Origin of the sequence: Prescottella equi, assembly GCF_020171745.1 — a bacterium.
GTDB classification, from domain to species: Bacteria; Actinomycetota; Actinomycetes; order Mycobacteriales; family Mycobacteriaceae; genus Prescottella; species Prescottella equi_A.
In genome coordinates this window covers 136,276-151,081 of record NZ_JAIVAH010000023.1, presented here as the reverse complement: position 1 = coordinate 151,081, position 14,806 = coordinate 136,276, and the positions used below count along the sequence as shown (strand labels likewise).

Annotated in this window: 12 protein-coding genes and 1 pseudogene; 4 read left to right on the top strand and 9 right to left on the bottom strand. The window is 70.3% G+C overall.

Annotated elements, in window-relative coordinates; translation table 11 throughout:
• The first annotated feature begins 104 nt into the window (after positions 1 to 104).
• A complete protein-coding gene (locus LCL87_RS20020; protein ID WP_225023039.1) occupies positions 105 to 782 on the top strand; it encodes a PhzF family phenazine biosynthesis protein in 678 nt (225 codons plus the stop codon).
• Positions 783 to 821: 39 nt separating this feature from the next.
• Here the strand turns inward: LCL87_RS20020 and LCL87_RS20015 are convergent, their stop codons facing one another.
• The 3 genes from LCL87_RS20015 to LCL87_RS20005 all read right to left on the bottom strand — a co-directional run bounded on the left by LCL87_RS20015 (position 822) and on the right by LCL87_RS20005 (position 2,906).
• Positions 822 to 1,121 carry a hypothetical protein gene (locus LCL87_RS20015; RefSeq protein ID WP_225023031.1) on the bottom strand — a complete coding sequence of 100 codons (300 nt, stop codon included), beginning with the start codon at positions 1,119 to 1,121 and terminating at the stop codon, positions 822 to 824.
• A gap of 164 nt (positions 1,122 to 1,285) precedes the next feature.
• Positions 1,286 to 1,873: a transglycosylase family protein gene (locus tag LCL87_RS20010; RefSeq protein ID WP_225023029.1), complete on the bottom strand. Its 588-nt coding sequence runs from the start codon at positions 1,871 to 1,873 to the stop codon at positions 1,286 to 1,288.
• Positions 1,874 to 2,228: 355 nt separating this feature from the next.
• Positions 2,229 to 2,906: a C40 family peptidase gene (locus LCL87_RS20005; protein ID WP_510850817.1), complete on the bottom strand. Its 678-nt coding sequence runs from the start codon at positions 2,904 to 2,906 to the stop codon at positions 2,229 to 2,231.
• Positions 2,907 to 2,935: 29 nt separating this feature from the next.
• Between LCL87_RS20005 and LCL87_RS20000 the strand changes: the two genes are divergently transcribed.
• The gene (locus LCL87_RS20000; protein WP_225023025.1) at positions 2,936 to 3,187 is read left to right on the top strand and encodes a hypothetical protein; all 252 of its coding nucleotides are present in this window, start codon (positions 2,936 to 2,938) and stop codon (positions 3,185 to 3,187) included.
• Between the two features lie 3 nt (positions 3,188 to 3,190).
• On the opposite strand, the gene LCL87_RS25975 is transcribed toward LCL87_RS20000, so the two are convergent.
• The 4 genes and pseudogenes from LCL87_RS25975 to LCL87_RS19985 form a co-directional block, all read right to left on the bottom strand.
• Complete coding sequence (locus LCL87_RS25975) at positions 3,191 to 4,033, bottom strand: substrate-binding domain-containing protein (protein ID WP_510850820.1); 843 nt, start codon at positions 4,031 to 4,033, stop codon at positions 3,191 to 3,193.
• A 129-nt stretch (positions 4,034 to 4,162) separates the two neighbouring features.
• Positions 4,163 to 5,182, bottom strand: a pseudogene (locus LCL87_RS25970) (ABC transporter permease); the annotation flags it as partial.
• Positions 5,179 to 6,672 carry a sugar ABC transporter ATP-binding protein gene (locus LCL87_RS19990; protein WP_225023014.1) on the bottom strand — a complete coding sequence of 498 codons (1,494 nt, stop codon included), beginning with the start codon at positions 6,670 to 6,672 and terminating at the stop codon, positions 5,179 to 5,181. The gene LCL87_RS19990 and the pseudogene LCL87_RS25970, both read right to left, overlap by 4 nt.
• The gene (locus LCL87_RS19985) at positions 6,669 to 7,643 is read right to left on the bottom strand and encodes a ribokinase (RefSeq protein ID WP_225023012.1); all 975 of its coding nucleotides are present in this window, start codon (positions 7,641 to 7,643) and stop codon (positions 6,669 to 6,671) included. The genes LCL87_RS19990 and LCL87_RS19985 overlap by 4 nt, the downstream gene beginning before the upstream one ends.
• A 191-nt stretch (positions 7,644 to 7,834) precedes the next feature.
• Between LCL87_RS19985 and LCL87_RS19980 the strand changes: the two genes are divergently transcribed.
• Positions 7,835 to 8,833: a LacI family DNA-binding transcriptional regulator gene (locus tag LCL87_RS19980; RefSeq protein ID WP_225023010.1), complete on the top strand. Its 999-nt coding sequence runs from the start codon at positions 7,835 to 7,837 to the stop codon at positions 8,831 to 8,833.
• Between the two features lie 6 nt (positions 8,834 to 8,839).
• Here the strand turns inward: LCL87_RS19980 and LCL87_RS19975 are convergent, their stop codons facing one another.
• Positions 8,840 to 10,033 carry an aminotransferase class III-fold pyridoxal phosphate-dependent enzyme gene (locus tag LCL87_RS19975; protein WP_225023108.1) on the bottom strand — a complete coding sequence of 398 codons (1,194 nt, stop codon included), beginning with the start codon at positions 10,031 to 10,033 and terminating at the stop codon, positions 8,840 to 8,842.
• Positions 10,034 to 10,259: 226 nt separating this feature from the next.
• On the opposite strand from LCL87_RS19975, the gene hrpA reads away from it, so the two are divergent.
• Positions 10,260 to 14,198, top strand: coding sequence for an ATP-dependent RNA helicase HrpA (hrpA, locus tag LCL87_RS19970; RefSeq protein WP_225023008.1), 3,939 nt, complete (start codon positions 10,260 to 10,262; stop codon positions 14,196 to 14,198).
• 61 nt (positions 14,199 to 14,259) lie between these two features.
• Here the strand turns inward: hrpA and nrdR are convergent, their stop codons facing one another.
• A complete protein-coding gene (nrdR, locus tag LCL87_RS19965) occupies positions 14,260 to 14,739 on the bottom strand; it encodes a transcriptional regulator NrdR (RefSeq protein WP_225023007.1) in 480 nt (159 codons plus the stop codon).
• Positions 14,740 to 14,806: the final 67 nt, after the last annotated feature.

The window sequence follows — 14,806 nt, the reverse complement described above, 5'->3', positions numbered from 1 at the left end:
CTATCAGTGTAGTAGGACCTATCGCCTTACCCTCTCGAGAATCGGTCGACGGCTCGCGAGGCGTCATCCGGAAACCGGACCGGTCCGGCGATAGCGTGGGCGGCATGCCGATCGAAGTGCACGTCGTCCGGGTGTTCACCGATGAGGACGGCCGACACGGAAACCCACTGGGCATCGTCGACGCGTCGACGCTCCCGGCCGCCGAACGCCAGGGCCTCGCGAAGCTCCTCGGGTTCAGCGAGACGGTGTTCGTGGATCTGCCTTCGCCGGGCGCGAGCACCGCCCGGGCGCAGATCTTCACGCCCGCCACCGAGCTCCCGTTCGCCGGCCATCCCACCGTGGGCCTGTCGTGGTGGCTCACGGAGCAGGGCCGGGGCGTCACCGCCCTCGACGTGCCCGCCGGCCGGGTCGCGACGTCCGATCGGCACGGCGCGACGTGGGTTCGCGCGCAGCCGGAGTGGGCGCCCGACTTCGCCCTGTATCCGCTGCCGGACCTGCACGACGTCCTGCACGCCCATCCCCGCGACTTCGCCGACGGCCACCACTACGTGTGGGCGTGGGAGGACGAGGTCGAGGGACGGATCCGATCCCGCATGTTCGCGCCGGGCCTCGGTATCCCCGAGGACGAGGCGACCGGCGCGGCGGCGGTGCGGATCACCGCCCACCTGCGCCGCTCACTGCTCATCAATCAGGGCCGCGGGTCGCAGATCCGCACGAAGTTCGACGACGACTGGGTCGAGGTCGGCGGCCGGGTGCGACCGGACCGCACATTCACGGTCTGAGGGGCCGGCTACGGCGACGACAACTCGACCGCTGACAACTCAACTGCTGCTGCCGAAGCCCAGGGTGTCCGGAGCGAAGACCACTCGGTACCAGACGCCCTCGGCCGCGTCGTAGGTGCACGGCTCGATGACGACCGCCCGATAGGACTTCTCGAACCCGAGCGCCTTGTTGCACACGTACTCGGCGCTCTCGCCGGAGGACTCCGCGCGATACAGGGGACCGATCCGCCACGGGGTCGCCTCCGCGGAACCGACTCCGAGCGACGAGCCGACCACCAACGGTGCCGCCACCGCGGCCAGCACCGAGGCTGTGCGTCGAACAGACCGATGAGATCGCATCACGACAACTCCTTCGCGGTAGACAGGGCCGACGTCCGTGACGTCGCCCCGGATAGACCGATCGTTACGCCATTCCTGTCCGGAAACACGACCCCGAGACACGACACAGCCCCACCGGGAGGGGGATACCGGCGGGGCTGTGAGCTGTGCGGCGCGAAGGCCGATCAGAGGGACAGGGTCTGTCCGGGGAAGATCAGGTCGGGGTTCTGGACCTGCGCGGCGAGGTTCGCGAGCGCCACGCCGTGGTTCTGCGCGATCTGAGACAGGGTGTCACCCAGCTGGACGATGTAGTTGCCGACACCCGCGGGAACGGTCTGGACCCACTCGGCGACCTGCTGCTGGACGGGAGCCGGGGCGGTGACCTGGGCCGGGGCCTGCTGCGCGATCGACTCGACCGAGCCGGTCGGGGTGCTGCCGCCGGTGAGGTACTGGCCGCATACCGGCCACGCGCCGACACCCTGGCCGTCGAGGACGTTCTCGGCGACGCGGACCTGCTCGGCCTGGCTCGCGTTGCTCGCGCTGCCGCTGCCGCCGTAGGCCTCCCAGGTGCTCTGCGAGAACTGCAGGCCGCCGTAGTAGCCGTTGCCGGTGTTGGCCGACCAGTTGCCGGACGACTCGCACTCTGCGACGCCGGACCAGTCGTGGCCGCCGGCCGCGGAGGCGGTGCCGGCACCGAGAGCCAGCGGAATCGCGACGACGGCGCCGGTGGCAACGACTGCGCCGAGGGCGCGCTTGATGGTGAAGCTGGTCATTCGGGTAAATCCTCTCCGCTCCTGCAGGTGAGGCGGCGCCCACGCACCGGACGCATCCGGCGGAGCTTCTCTCCGACTCACCCCTGCCCCCTCGAAGGATTGGGTGTCCGGACCGCGAGGGCAGGTTGGTGCAGCGGCGGTCCGGCGTGGCCCGTTCGTCTCGGGCCGGTAACGACGTTAGGGGACTGTCACGGAAAGGTCACGGTCTGCATTTTCGGTACGGCCGTGCGACTTCACCGTCTTAACCGACCGGTTTCCGCAGTTGCGTTCGGCGTGTCCGCAAGTCGCCAGACCGGTCGTTATCCAGTCGTTATGTGATAACCCTCACTCGAAATCGGTGCTCCGGGTCACACGCTCAGCCCCGTTCTGCGCCGCCTTCGGCGAGATCCTCGGGGCTCAGCAGAACCGCGATCTCGTCGCCCAGTTCGACGCCCGGCGCCAGCGGCAGCCGGTCACCGCTCCAGAATCGCCCCGGGTCGTACCAATTCGTCCGTCGCTCGGCGGTGAGCAGTCCCATGGCCTCGTACGTCGACGCGACCACCTCGGCGCAGTAGGCGCTCTCGAGACCCGCGCGCTCCGCGTGGCCCGAGCGTCGGCGCAACGACGGCAGCCGACCGCCGAACCACCGCGACGCGAGCCGCGCGGTGGACGGGAACGGGGTGCCGTCGAGCCGCGCGATGGTCCGCAGCATCGCGTCCTCCTGCTCACGGGTCACCGGATCCTCGAGCTGCCGCAGCCAGCCCCGCTGTCCGTAGCGCGCACCCCACACCTGCACCGCAGCCCGCAGATCGTGCAGTTGGACGCCGCGCTGGAATTTGCCAGTCCACATGTCCTGCAGCGAGCGTCCGAGTTCGGCGTGCCACATCAGCGGCGGCAGATCGTCGAGCACGACGGACATCCCGACGTGGTTGACGGGACTGTTGGTGAGGGTCTGGATCGCCCGGTCGGCGCCGGACTGCCCCCGGAAGATCCAGATGTCGCCGGTGCGGGTCGCCTCGACCGCCTCGTCGAGGGTGATCTCCGATGGGTGCATCCGCCGAATCATCCGCCTAGCCTAGAGCGATGCGCATCGACGGCAGACATCTGTGGAAGGCACTCGGACTCGCGGGCGCGGTGGGTGTCGCCGCGACCGGGGCGCTCGCAGTGCGCGCCGAACGACAGCGCCGCGCCTACACCCCCGACGAGGTACGCGACCGCCTGCACACGCGGTTCGCCCGCGCTGCCGCAGATACGGAAAGTCGCCCGACGGTGGATCTGACCTCTGTCAGACCCACCGTCCGGCAACGTCTCTCGCGCCGCTTCAGGCGACGCTGACCGTCAGTTGTCCGCGGTGACCACCCGCACGGGCACGCTGTGCACCGCTCCGGTCTCGGCGGTGTCCACGAGCACCGAGTCACCGGTCGCCTCGACTGCCAATCGGACCGCGTCCACGCCGAGGACCGTCGGCTGCTGCGCGACATCGGCATTCACCGTGCCCGCCTCGACCGCGGCCAATCCGTCCGGCGTCCCGTCGAATCCGACGATCTTGATCTGACCGCCGGCGCGGGCGCCGAGCGCCTTGACCGCACCGAGTGCCATCTCGTCGTTGGCCGCGAACACCCCGCGGATGTCCGGGTTGGACTGCAGCACGTTCGACATGACGTCGAGCGCCTTGGTCCGGTCGAAGTCGGCGGGCTGCGACGCGACCACCGTGATGCCCGGATGCCTCGCGATCTCCTCGTCGAAGCCGGCCTGCCGATCGCGGGCCGCGGAGGTGCCCGGCTTGCCCTCGAGCACCGCGACGGGACCCGTGCCGACCAGTTCGGCCAACTGCCGGGCGGCCAGGCGCCCACCCTCGACGTTGTCGGAGGCCACCGTCGTCACGACGATGCCGCCGCTGGGGGCGCGGTCGAGCGCGATCACCGGGATGCCGGCCGCGTTCGCGGCCTGGACCGACGGCACGACGGCGTCGGAGTCGACGGGATTGACGACGATCGCGTCCACGCCGCGCGCGATCGCGTTCTGGATGTCGTTGGCCTGCCGAGACGGATCGGAACCGGCATCGGTGACCGTCAGCTTCACCCCGAGCCGGTCCGCCTCCTCCTGCGCACCCTCCCGAACATCGACGAAGAACGGGTTGTTCAGGGTCGACAGCGACAGCGCGATGCGGGTACCGGACACGCCTCCCCCGCGCTGACGGTCGACGATGGCCCACCCGGCCGCGATCACCACCAGCACCAGCACCGCGGCACCGGCCTTGCGGACCGCCGGACTTCGCAGCGGACCTCCGCCCTTGCCACCGGAGCGACGGCGCCGACGCAGCGTGTCGAACAGGACCGCTGCGGCGATGACTGCACCGATCACGACCTGCTGCCAGAACGCGGAGACGTCGAGCAGGTTCAGGCCGTTGCGCAGGATCGCAAGGATCAGCGCACCGATCAGGGTGCCGACCGCGGTGCCGACGCCGCCGGACAGGCTCGCGCCGCCGATGACCACGGCCGCGATCGCGTCGAGCTCGTATCCGGTGCCCGCCTCGGGCTGCGCCGACGCCAACCGGGCCGCGAGCAGGATGCCGGCGACCGCCGCGAACATGCCCGACAGCGCGTAGACCAGCACCTGCTGCCGATTGACCCGGATCCCGGACAGGCGGGCCGCCTCGGGGTTTCCGCCGATCGCGTACATCGCCCGCCCCGCGTAGGTGCGGCGCAGGATCAGTCCGGTGGCGACCGCGGCGGCGATCAGCACCAGCACCGGGTACGGCAGGAAGCCGAACAGCTCACCGCTGCCGAGGGTGGCGAGCCAGCCGTCGACCGGGATCGGTCGTCCGTCGGCGATCACCAGCGCGAGACCGCGGGCGACGGAGAGCATCGCGAGCGTCGCGATGAACGGGGGCATCCGCCCGGCGGTGATGAGGATGCCCGACACCACCCCGGCCAGCACACCCGAAGCGACACCGGCCAGCACCGCCAGCCACATGGGTACGCCCGCGGTTGTCGCGGTCCAGCCGGTGACGATGCCGGACAGTCCGGCGATCGAACCCACCGACAGGTCGATGCCGCCACTGACGATCACGAACGTCATACCGAACGCGAGCACCGCGGTCACAGACGCCTGCACGCCGACGTTGAGCAGGTTGTTCGTGGTGAGGAAGTCCCCCGACAGCAGCGCCAGCAGCACCACCAGGGCGACCAGCGCCGCGAGCGGGCCGCCCGTGCCGCGCACCGACGTCACCCACCGCCACAGCCCTCCCTTGGACGATGGGGGCTGCTCGCCCGCCGCCGATGTTCCCGCTCGTGCGGGATCGGTGTTGTTCTCGGGCACCGCCCTCATCCTTCCGTGACCGCGAGAGCCATGACGCTCTCCTGGGTTGCCTGGGTACCGTCCAGCTCGCCGCGGACTCGGCCGTCCGCCATGACGAGCACACGGTCGCTGAGCCCGAGCAGTTCGGGCAGATCGCTCGACACGACCACGACGGCCGTGCCGTCGGCCGTCAGTTCGGCGATCAGTTCGTAGATCTCCGCGCGGGCACCGACGTCGATGCCGCGGGTGGGTTCGTCGAGGATCAGCACCCGCGGCTTGGCCATCAGCCATTTGCCGATGACGATCTTCTGCTGATTGCCGCCGGACAGCGTGACCACCGGCTGTTCGGGGCCGTACACGCGGATCCCCATGCGCTGCACGGCGGTCCGCGCCTTCTCGGCCTGATCGTTCAGATCGACCAGGCCGAGGCGGGTGCGGTCGCCGAGCGTGGCCAGGCCGAGGTTCTCCTCCACCGACGCACCGAGCACGAGGCCCTGCCCTGCCCGGTCCTCCGGGACCAGCGCGAGCCCGGCCTCGTGGGCGGCCACGACGTCGCCGCGGCGCACCGGACGGCCGTCGACCAGGACCTCGCCGCGGTCGTACCGGTCGGCGCCGAAGATCGCGCGCACCACCTCGGTGCGGCCCGCGCCGACCAGGCCGCCGATGCCGACGACCTCCCCGGCGCGCACGGTGAGGTCGACGCCGTCGAACTCGCCGTCCCGGCCGAGACCGCGCACCTCGAGCACGACGTCACCGATCTCGTTGTGCCGCGGCGGATACTGCTGCTCGATCGACCGGCCGACCATGAGCCGCACCAGTTCGTCGACGTCGGTGTCGGCGGGGACCTCCCCCACCTTGGTGCCGTCGCGCAGCACCGTGACCCGGTCCCCGATCTCGGCGACCTCGCCGAGCAGGTGCGAGATGAACACCACGCCGACGCCGCGGTCGGTGAGGCTGCGCACGATGTCGAACAGCGCGGTGACCTCGCCGCGGCTGAGCACGGCGGTGGGCTCGTCCATCACGAGGAAGCGGGTGTCGATGCTCAGGGCCTTCGCGATCTCGACCATCTGGCGCCGGGCGACACCGAGATCGCCGACGATCGCGTCGACGTCGAGGTCGAGACCGGTGCGGTCGAGCAGTTCCCGGGCCTGCCGCCGCATCGCGCGGGTGTCGATGAGACCGAGGCGGCGCGGGGGCCTGCCGAGGAAGATGTTCTCGGCGACCGTCAACTGCGGCACCAGTGCCATCTCCTGGTGGATCGTCGAGATGCCCAGCGCCTCGGCGTCGCCGGGCCCGCGCAGCCGCACGGGGTTGCCGTCCACCCGGATCTCCCCGGTGTCCGGCTGGTGCACGCCGGCCATCATCTTGATCAGCGTGGACTTGCCGGCGCCGTTCTCGCCGAGCAGCACGTGCACCTCGCCGCCGTGCAGGTCGAAGTTCACCGAATCGAGAGCCCGCACACCGGGATACAGCTTGGAGACACCGTCCAGCTCGAGCCGTCCGGGCCGCGCACCGCTCACGACGGGCTCCCCTGCCGCGCGGCGAGGACCTGATCGCGGGTGGGCATCGCGGACTGGGCGCCCGCGCCCGTCACCGCGATCGCGGCGGCTTCCGCGGCCCAGCGCACGGCGTCCTCGAGCGGTTCGCCGCGCACCAGCGCGTCCACGAGAGCACCGGCAAACGTGTCCCCGGCACCGGTCGGATCCGTCACGTGTGCGACGGGCACGGCCGGCACCTCGGTGACAGCGCCGGCGCGTACGAGTACCGCGCCGTCGGCGCCGAGGGTGACCACGACGGCCGCCGGTCCGGTCAGCCGACCCGCCATCGCCGCGGCCTGCCGCGACGTCTCCGGTTCGGCTTCGCCCGCAAGGAACGCCAATTCGGAACGGTTGACGATCAGGACGTCGACGCGGCTCAGCACCGCGTCGGCGACCGGCCGTGCGGGCGAGGGATTGAGGACGACGGTGCCGCCCGCGAGCGCGATCGCGGCGGCGACGGCGGCATCGGGAATCTCCAACTGCACGATGGTCACCAGCGCGCGTCGCAGGTCGTCGGCGGCGGTGCGCACGGCCGCGGCATCGAGGTCACCATTGGCACCGGCGAGCACGGTGATGCAGTTCTCGCCGGAGCCGTCGACCTGCACCACGGCAGTGCCGGTGCGAGCGCCGGCACACTCGCCGAGCCCGGTGAGGTCGATGCCCTCGGCCCCCAGCGCGTCGCGCACGGCGGCCCCGCCGGCATCGTCGCCGACCGCGCCCACGAGCCCGACGCGGCGACCGAGCCGAGCGGCGGCCACGGCCTGGTTCGCACCCTTGCCGCCGACGTGCTCGGTCGCGCCGGTCCCGAGCACCGTCTCACCCGGCGCCGGCAGACGCGGAACGCGGATCACCGTGTCGACGTTGACCGACCCCACGACGACGATCTCCGGCGACGCCGGCGGTGATGCGCGATCCGGATCGTGCGGGCGCTGGGACGGTCGCGTCTGGGACATCGGGGGCGGCCTCTCGGTCGTGCAGAACGATTGCATCGCGGGTGAAAACGTTTTCCGTGACGTCACCCACGATGACGGAGTGCTACGCCCGCGTCAAGGCGGCTAATGCATACATCCCGGTCTGAATTGCCCCCTGATACGGAAATCGATTACCGTTGCGTTTCCACGATCTCGAGGGGTACGAGGGTCCGATGAGTGCCACCATCCGCGATGTCGCCGCGCGAGCCGGAGTGTCGGTCGCGACGGCCTCCCGTGCGCTGTCGGGTGAGCGCGGGGTTCGCCCCGAGAATCGCGAACGCGTGCTGGCCGCCGCGGCCGCACTCGCCTACCAGCCCAACATCCTCGCCGCCGCCCTGCGCGGACGCACCACGTACACCGTCGGCATGGTGGTGCCCAGCATCGCCAACCCGTACTTCGCGACGCTCGTCGAGGCCGTCGAACATCAACTCCGCGACGACGACCGCAGTCTGCTGCTCGCCAATTCGCGCTACGAGCCGCAGACCGAACGACGCCAGATCCAGGCCCTCCTCGACCGCCGCGTCGACTCGCTGATCCTGGTGCCGTGCGATCGCGCGTCGAGCCGCGCGGCCACCGCGGACGCCGCCGCCCGGGTGCCGACGGTGCAGGTCGACCTGCGGGTCGACGACCACGCCGGCAGTTCGGTCACGGTCGACAACGAGTTCGGCCTCAGGCTGGCCGTCGATCACGTCCTCGACCGCGGGGCGTCCCGCCCGGTCTTCGTCGGCGCCGAACCCGTCGACTCGTCCGCACAGGAGCGGCTCGACGGCTACCGACAGGCGACGGCCCGCCACGGACTGACCGACCCCGACGTCCTGCTCGGCAACTTCAGCACCGACTGGGGACGCGAGGCCGCCCGCCGGATCGCCGCGCGCACACCCCGGCCCGACGCCGTGATCTGCGGGAACGACATGATCGCGCTCGGCGTGCTGGACGGACTCGCCGCCGCCGGGGTACGGGTCCCCGCCGACATCCAGGTCACCGGGTTCGACGACACCCCGTATGCGGCGCTGTCACGGCCGCCGCTGACGACGGTGCGTCAGCCGCAGGACGAGATCGCCGCGCAGGCGGTACGACTGCTCGACGCCGCGGCAGCGCGCTCGGACAGCCCGCCGCCGCAGCGGATCGCGATCACCCCCACGCTCGTGGCGCGGGGCTCGACTCTGCCCTGACCTCGGTCAGCCGAGGGCGGCGCGCACGCCGGCGGCCATCTCCGCGACCTGCTCGTCGGTCATGACGAACGACGGCGAGAACTGCATCGCGCCCTGACCGGCCGCGCGACCCGAGATGCCGTGCGCGCGCAGCGTCTTCACGAACGGCAGCGCCTCCGACGGATCAGCCAACTGGACGGCGGCGACGGCGCCGAGCCCGCTGCGCACCTCCGCCACCCGGGGGTGGTCGGCGAGCGGCGCCAGATGCTCGTGCAGCGAGGACTCGAGCCGCTTCGCCTCGTCCAGCAGGTTCTCCCTCTCGACGATGTCGAGGTTCGCCATCGCCGCCGCGGCGGCACCGGCATGACCGCCGTAGGTGTAGCCGTGCCGCCACCACACGCCCCCGCCGAAGAACGGTTCGGCCACGGTCGGCGCGACGAACACCGCGCCCATCGGGACGTAGCCGGAGGTGAGGCCCTTCGCGGTGGTGATCATGTCGGGTTCGAGGCCGAACCGGGTGGATGCGAACCACGATCCACCGATGCGCCCGAAGCCGGTGACGACCTCGTCGACGACGAACAGGATCTCGTGCTCACGGCAGATGTCGCGGACCTCGGTCAGATAGCCCTCGGGCGGCAGGTAGATGCCGCCGGCGCCGATGATCGGTTCGCAGAAGAAGGCCGCGATCGCGTCCGCACCCTCCCGCTCGATCAACTCGAGCAGGCTCTTCGCGTCGTCCCAGCCGACGGTCCGGGCGTCGGACATAAGCTCGCCGTAGCCCTCCCGGTTGACCGGAATGCCGGCGAGCGCGGTGCCGGCGACGTGCATGCCGTGATACGCCTTCTGCCGTCCGACGATCAGCTTCTTCCCCGGCCGGCCCACTTCGTTCCAGTACCGGCGGGCGAGCTTGGCAGCCGAGTCGACGGAGTCGGAGCCGCCCGATGTGAAGAACACCTTCGATCCGGGCACCGGCGCGATCGCCCCGAGACGCTCGGCGAGGGCGACGGTGGTGTCGGAGGTGAAGTCACCGAAGTTCGAGAAGTGCGCCACCTTCGACAGCTGTGCGGCGACGGCGTCGGCGATCTCGGTGCGGCCGTGCCCGACGTTGGTGAACCACAGCCCCGCGGTCGCGTCGAGGTAGCGGGTACCCGCGTCGTCCCAGATGTACGCGCCCTCACCGCGGGAGACGACGAAAGCGCCGTCGCGCTGCACCGCCCCCATGTCGGCGAACCCGTGCCACAGCGCTCCACTCACCACAGTGCTCCACTCATCCGAGACTTATTTCCCCGCTCCCTCAGCGACTATGCCACGGTTCCGGAGCGGACCGCCCGGTCGCCGCGACGGCGGCCGGGACGTCGCTCGGGATCGTGCAGCAGCTGCCGTGCGCATGCCCCACCCGGTCGCAGCAGGAATTGCCGTTGCACGCTTTCGATAGGCTGTCCGCAGCATGTCGACATCACCATCTGCAGCCGAGATCCAGACCGATCGCCGTGAGGCGAAGAAGCGTCTCGGTGCGCTCACGCTGCGCGACGAGCACCGGCTGCGCCGACGCCTCGATCGTGCCAAGTCCCCGTCCGCGCTCGCTGCCCTGGACGAGGAGATCACCGCGGCCGAGACGCGGATCGCGGGCCGCCGCGCGCAGGTCCCGGCGATCACCTACCCCGAGGCCCTGCCGGTCACGCAACGCCGGGACGACATCGCCGCCGCCATCGCGTCCCACCAGGTGGTGATCGTCGCCGGCGAGACCGGCTCCGGCAAGACCACGCAGATCCCGAAGATCTGCCTCGAACTGGGCCGCGGTATCCGGGGAATGATCGGCCACACCCAGCCGCGGCGACTGGCCGCGCGCACCGTCGCCGAACGGATCGCCGAGGAGGTCGGGCGCGAGCTGGGCGACACGGTGGGCTACACCGTCCGGTTCACCGATCAGGTCTCCGATTCCACCCTGGTCAAGCTGATGACCGACGGCATCCTGCTCGCCGAGATCCAGCGCGACCGGATGCTGCGCCGCTACGACACGCTCATCATCGACGAGGCGCACGAACGCAGCCTCAACATCGACTTCATCCTCGGCTACCTCAAGCAGCTGCTCCCCCGTCGGCCCGACCTCAAGGTCATCATCACCTCGGCGACGATCGATCCCGAGCGTTTCGCCGAACACTTCGAGGTCGACGGCGTCCCGGCTCCGATCGTCGAGGTGTCGGGCCGGACGTTCCCGGTGGAGATGCGGTACCGACCGCTCACCGTCGAGGTCGGCGATCAGAGCTTCGACCGCGACCCCGTCGACGCGGTGTGCGAGGCGGTTCAGGAGCTGTCCGGAGAGGGTGACGGCGACATCCTCGTCTTCCTGTCCGGCGAGCGCGAGATCCGCGACACGGCGGACGCGCTGCGCGACCGCAAGCTCCGGAACACCGAGATCGTGCCGCTGTACGCGCGGCTGTCCGCGGCCGAGCAGCACAAGGTCTTCACGCCGCACACCGGACGACGGGTGGTGCTGTCCACCAACGTCGCCGAGACGTCGCTGACCGTGCCCGGCATCCGCTATGTCGTCGACCCGGGCACCGCCCGCATCTCCCGCTATTCGGTCCGCACCAAGGTCCAGCGCCTGCCGATCGAACCGATCTCGCAGGCGTCGGCCCGCCAGCGTGCCGGTCGCTGCGGCCGTGTCGCCGACGGCATCTGCATCCGGCTGTACTCGGAGGACGACTTCGAGGCGCGGCCCCAGTTCACCGAGCCGGAGATCCTGCGCACCAACCTCGCGTCGGTCGTGCTGCAGATGACGGCACTCGGGCTCGGCGAGATCGAGGCCTTCCCGTTCGTGGAGAAGCCCGATCCGAGGGCGATCCGCGACGGCATCGCGCTCCTCGAGGAACTCGGCGCGATCGCATCCGGCAAGCAGCCCGCGAAGGGCGACGGCCCGGCCCCGGCGGGCCCGCAGCTCACGGCCACCGGCCGCGAACTGGCCCAGCTGCCGGTCGACCCACGCATGGCCCGGATGCTCGTCGAGGCGCACCGCAACGGCTGCCTGCACGAGATGCTGGTGATCGTCTCGGCCCTGTCCATCCAGGACGTCCGGGAACGTCCGGCCGAGTTCCAGCAGGCCGCCGACGAGAAGCATGCCCGCTTCAACGTGGAGAACTCCGACTTCCTCGCCTACCTGAAGCTGTGGGAGTACCTGCGCGAGCAGCGGAAGGAACTGAGCTCGAGCCAGTTCCGGAAGATGTGCCGCAACGAGTTCCTGCACTGGCTGCGAATCCGGGAGTGGCAGGACCTGCACGGTCAGCTGCGCCAGATCGCCCGCGGGCTCGGCTGGGAGACATCCGATTCCGGTTCGGTGCCATCCGAAACGTCGATCCACCAGTCGCTGCTGGCAGGCCTGCTCTCGCACATCGGCCTGCGGGAGGGCGACAAGCGTGACTTCCTCGGCGCGCGCGGCAGCCGGTTCGCGGTCTTCCCCGGATCGAGCCTGTTCAAGAAGCCACCGCGCTGGGTGATGGCGGCGGAATTGGTCGAGACGTCGCGGTTGTGGGCCCGCATGGCCGCCCGGATCGAGCCCGAATGGGCGGAGAAACTGGCGCCGCACCTGGTCAAGCGGACCTACTCCGAACCGCACTGGTCCACCAAGCGGGCGTGCGCGATGGCGTACGAGCGGGTCACCCTCTACGGGGTCCCGCTCGTCACCGAACGGCCCGTCACCTACAGCACCATCGACCCGGAAACCTCGCGCGAGTTGTTCATCCGGCACGCGCTGGTGCAGGGCGAGTGGCAGACCCAGCACAAGTTCTTCCACGCCAACCGGGCGCTGCTCGACGACGTCGAGGAGCTCGAACATCGCGCCCGGCGACGCGACATCCTCGTGGACGACGAGACGCTGTTCGAGTTCTACGACGAGCGGGTCGGCGCGGAGGCAGTGTCCGCCAGGCACTTCGACACCTGGTGGAAGAAGGCCCGCCGGGAGAACCCGAACCTGCTGAACTTCACCACGTCCACGGTCGTCAACGCCGATTCCGCGGCCGTCCTCGAGGGCGACTACCCGGACGCGTGGCGTCAGGGCGACATCCAGTTCCCACTGACCTACCAGTTCGAGCCCGGCAAGGAGGAGGACGGCGTGACCGCGCGGATCCCGGTCGCCCTGCTCGCGGGTCTGCGCCCGGTGGGCTTCGACTGGCTGGTCCCGGGCATGCGCACCGAACTCGTGACGGCGCTGATCAAGACGCTGCCCAAGCAGCTTCGTCGTCAAGTGGTGCCCGCGCCGGACTTCGCCGCGGCCGCGCTCGCCTCGGTGAAGCCGCGCTCGGAATCGCTGGTGCACGCACTGGCGCGGGAACTGTCCCGCCTGGGGAACTGCCGCATCGAACCCACCGACTTCGATGTCGCATCCCTGCCGGCGCACCTGCGCATGACGTTCGCCGCGGTGGACGACAAGGGCAAGGTCCTCGGGCGTGACAAGAGCCTGGCGGCACTGCGCCGGACTCTCGCACCCCGCGTCGAGGTCGAGGTGTCCAAGGCCACCGCGACCACGGAACGCAAGCCCGCGCTGGCGTGGACCGCGCAGACACTGGGCACCCTGCCGTCGTCGGTGACCCGCGAACTCGGTGGCCAGAAGGTCACCGGCTATCCGGCGCTGGTGGCGGAGGAGTCGGGAGTCGCGGTGCGGGTCCTGACGACGCCCGCGGCCCAGCGCGCCGCGATGCGGGCGGGCACCCGAGAGTTGCTGCTGAAGGCGATTCCGACGCAGGCCAAGTCGGTGACCAACGGGATGAGCAACACCGACCGACTGGCGCTGGGACAGAACCCGGACGGCAGTTTCGATGCCCTCATCGAGGACTGCCGGGCGTGCGCGGTGGACGAACTGATCGCCGAAAACGGCGGGCCGGTCCAGGATCCGGCAGCGTTCGAGGAACTCACCGGCAAGGTGCGCGCCCAGTTGGCGACCCGGGTCGCGCGCCTGTTGCGGATGCTGTTGCCGGCACTCACCGAGGCTCATCGCCTGTCGGCCGTCCTCGATCGCAGTTCCGGCGAGGCCGCGGACGACGTTCGCGAGCAACGGGAGTCACTGTTGTTCCCCGGTTTCGTCACGGAACTGGGGTCCCGCCGACTGCGGGAGCTTCCGCGCTATCTGGCGGCCGCATCGGTGCGCCTCGAATCGTTGCCGGGCAGCGCGCAGCGGGACCGGGTCGGGATGGACGCACTCGATCGTGTGTATGCGGCGTACGACCGCATGCTGTCGGCGTTGGCCGAGGAGCGGCGCGGCGACGACGATGTGAACGAGATCCTGTGGAAGATCGAGGAACTCCGGGTGAGTCTGTTCGCCCAGTCGCTGGGCACGTCGATCCCGATCTCCGAGAAGCGGGTCCTCAAGGCGATCGACGCCATCCGGCGCTGATCGGGCACCTATCAGCCTTGATCGGCTCGGTGCGCCGGTCCTGACAGAAGAGCCGACGCTGCTATTCGGCGGCGTCGGCCTCGGCCAGGTCGGTGTCACGGTGGGCGCGCAGATCCTTGATCTCACGCTCGAAGTCCTCCGCCGAACTGAAGGACCGGTACACCGACGCGAATCTGAGGTAGGCCACCTCGTCGAGGTCGCGGAGGGGGCCGAGAATGGCCAATCCGACCTCGTGGCTGGGAATCTCGGGAGAGCCCGCGGCGCGAACCGCGTCCTCGACTTGTTGCGCCAGCAGGTACAGCGCATCGTTGTCGACCTGCCGGCCCTGGCACGCGCGCCGCACGCCCTGCACCACTTTCTCCCGGCTGAACGGTTCGGTGACGCCGCTGCGCTTGACCACCGAGAGCACCGCGGTCTCCACCGTGCTGAAGCGGCGACCGCACTCCGGACACGACCGACGACGACGGATCGCCGCCCCCTCGTCTGCCTCACGGGAATCGACCACGCGCGAATCGGGGTGCCGGCAGAACGGGCAGTGCATGGTGAATCCTTCGTGGCCATCGTGGCCGCTGGATTGCTCCTCGATCGCCGCGGGAACCAGCAGGACC

What these genes read in the sequence shown, in the direction of transcription:
- LCL87_RS20020 (WP_225023039.1), top strand. Translation starts at nt 105, where the DNA reads ATGCCGATCGAAGTGCACGTCGTCCGGGTGTTCACCGATGAGGACGGC.
- LCL87_RS20015 (WP_225023031.1), bottom strand. Translation starts at nt 1,121, where the DNA reads ATGCGATCTCATCGGTCTGTTCGACGCACAGCCTCGGTGCTGGCCGCG.
- LCL87_RS20010 (WP_225023029.1), bottom strand. Translation starts at nt 1,873, where the DNA reads ATGACCAGCTTCACCATCAAGCGCGCCCTCGGCGCAGTCGTTGCCACC.
- LCL87_RS20005 (WP_510850817.1), bottom strand. Translation starts at nt 2,906, where the DNA reads ATGCACCCATCGGAGATCACCCTCGACGAGGCGGTCGAGGCGACCCGC.
- LCL87_RS20000 (WP_225023025.1), top strand. Translation starts at nt 2,936, where the DNA reads ATGCGCATCGACGGCAGACATCTGTGGAAGGCACTCGGACTCGCGGGC.
- LCL87_RS19985 (WP_225023012.1), bottom strand. Translation starts at nt 7,643, where the DNA reads ATGTCCCAGACGCGACCGTCCCAGCGCCCGCACGATCCGGATCGCGCA.
- LCL87_RS19980 (WP_225023010.1), top strand. Translation starts at nt 7,835, where the DNA reads ATGAGTGCCACCATCCGCGATGTCGCCGCGCGAGCCGGAGTGTCGGTC.
- LCL87_RS19975 (WP_225023108.1), bottom strand. Translation starts at nt 10,033, where the DNA reads ATGGGGGCGGTGCAGCGCGACGGCGCTTTCGTCGTCTCCCGCGGTGAG.
- hrpA (WP_225023008.1), top strand. Translation starts at nt 10,260, where the DNA reads ATGTCGACATCACCATCTGCAGCCGAGATCCAGACCGATCGCCGTGAG.
- nrdR (WP_225023007.1), bottom strand. Translation starts at nt 14,739, where the DNA reads ATGCACTGCCCGTTCTGCCGGCACCCCGATTCGCGCGTGGTCGATTCC.